Below are 1,954 nucleotides of genomic sequence, written 5' to 3' on the forward strand. Positions count from 1 at the left end.
AGGTGAGGAGGACGCGATCGTGAGCGCGCGTCTGCCGGACGGCGTCCACTGCCGGGGCCACGGCATCCATGCTCTTCAGATCGATGTTGAACCGCGCGTCGGGGAATGCCTCGAGGGCCTCGGCGAGCGTCGCGAAGCCCTGGCCCTCTCCGAGGTCGATGCCCTGCAGCTGGGCGGCCGTGAGCTCGGAGACCCGGCCGGCGAGCCCCGCGACGCGATCGAGCTCGGGGTCGTGCGAGACGATCGCGACCCCGTCGCTCGAGGCGTGGACGTCGGTCTCGACGTGATCGACGCCGAGCGCGAGGGCGTGCGCGAACGCGAGCAGGGTGTTCTCCGGCGCCTCGACCGCGAGCCCCCGGTGCGCGAGCACGCGAGGGCGCGCGGGCGAGAAGTACGCCTGAGCCGACTCCGACCGCACCTACGACGTCGCCCCCGGGGGAACGGGATCCGTGTGCGGAGCGCTCGCGCGCGGTGCGCCGCCGCCCATGCCGAAGCCGTTCGTCACGCCCTTGAGCGCCTCGGTGAGCTCGCTCGGGATGATCCACATCTTGTTCGAGGCGCCCTCGGCGAGCTTCGGCAGCGTCTGCAGGTACTGGTACGCGAGGAGCTTCGGGTCGGGGTCGCCGACGTGGATCGCCGCGAAGACCGTCTTGATCGCCTCGGCCTCGGCCTCGGCGCGGAGGATCTGCGCCTTCGCATCGCCCTCGGCCTTGAGGATGGCCGACTGCCGGGCGCCCTCCGCCTCCAGGATCTGCGACTGCTTGGTGCCCTCGGCGGTGAGGATGACGGCGCGGCGGTCGCGCTCGGCGCGCATCTGCTTCTCCATCGAGTCCTGGATGCTCGCGGGCGGGTCGATGGCCTTGAGCTCGACGCGGTTGACGCGCAGGCCCCACTTGCCCGTGGCCTCGTCGAGGACGACGCGGAGCTGGCCGTTGATGTTGTCGCGGCTCGTCAGCGCCTCCTCGAGGTTGAGGCCGCCGACGACGTTGCGGAGGGTCGTGACGGTCAGCTGCTCGACGCCGGCGAGGTAGTTGGCGATCTCGTAGGTCGCGGCGCGCGCGTCGGTCACCTGGAAGTAGATGACCGTGTCGATCGAGACGACGAGGTTGTCCTCGGTGATGACGGGCTGGGGCGGGAAGGAGACGACCTGCTCGCGCATGTCGACGAGGGGCCGGAGCCGATCGATGAAGGGCACGAGCAGGTTGAGGCCCGGGTTGAGCGTCTTGTGGTACCGGCCGAGCCGCTCGACGACGCCCGCGTACGCCTGCGGCACGATGCGGATGGACCGCAGCAGCACGACGACGACGAAGATGCCGAGGACGACCAGGAGGGCGACCACGAAGAGCTGCCCGACGAACTCGGAGGGACTGATCACGCGGTGGTGCTCCTTTCCTCGGGCGCGACCTCGGCGGTCGCCCCGTCGATCCGGGTGACGACCACGCGGTCGCCCTCGGTGAGGGTCATGGTCTCGTGCGCGGCGTCGAGCCGGGAGGTCCAGGTCTCGCCGTTGCTGAGGCGGACGTAGCCCGTGCCGTCGCGGAAGTCGGTCGTGACGCGTCCGCGCATCCCGCGCAGGGCATCCACGTTGGTCAGCGCCCCGCGCTCATCGCCGCCCCGTCGCAGGGTCTTCAGCAGCAGCGGTCTGATCGTGAACAGCAGCAGGGCCGAGATCACCGCGGCGAGGCCGATCTGCAGCCACCACTCTCCGCCGGCGAGATTGGTGCCGAGCCCGCCGATGAGGCTGCCCGCCGCGATCATGAGGAAGGTGAACTCGAGCGTCAGCAGCTCGATGATCACGCAGACGAGCGCTAACACGATCCAGATGATCCAGAGGTACTGAACGATGTCGGGCAACGGCGCCTCTTCCACGGTCGATTGTTCCTCACGCTATCACCGCCCTCCGACGCTCCTCCGGGCCCGACACGGCGCGGGAAGACCGGTAGTGTCGAGACTC

General features: G+C 69.9%; 3 protein-coding genes. All 3 read right to left on the reverse strand.

Translation table 11 applies throughout. The features are described from left to right. Window positions 1-418 (reverse strand): glycerophosphodiester phosphodiesterase family protein (locus tag Q7T15_RS01415; RefSeq protein ID WP_304692533.1); only part of this gene is annotated, 418 nt, incomplete at its 3' end. After that, the gene (locus Q7T15_RS01420) at window positions 419-1,375 is read right to left on the reverse strand and encodes an SPFH domain-containing protein (protein ID WP_370689073.1); all 957 of its coding nucleotides are present in this window, start codon (window positions 1,373-1,375) and stop codon (window positions 419-421) included. Further along, window positions 1,372-1,854: an NfeD family protein gene (locus tag Q7T15_RS01425; protein ID WP_304692535.1), complete on the reverse strand. Its 483-nt coding sequence runs from the start codon at window positions 1,852-1,854 to the stop codon at window positions 1,372-1,374. The genes Q7T15_RS01420 and Q7T15_RS01425 overlap by 4 nt, the downstream gene beginning before the upstream one ends. Window positions 1,855-1,954: the final 100 nt, after the last annotated feature.

It is taken from the genome of Microcella sp., assembly GCF_030645145.1.
GTDB lineage: Bacteria > Actinomycetota > Actinomycetes > Actinomycetales > Microbacteriaceae > Microcella.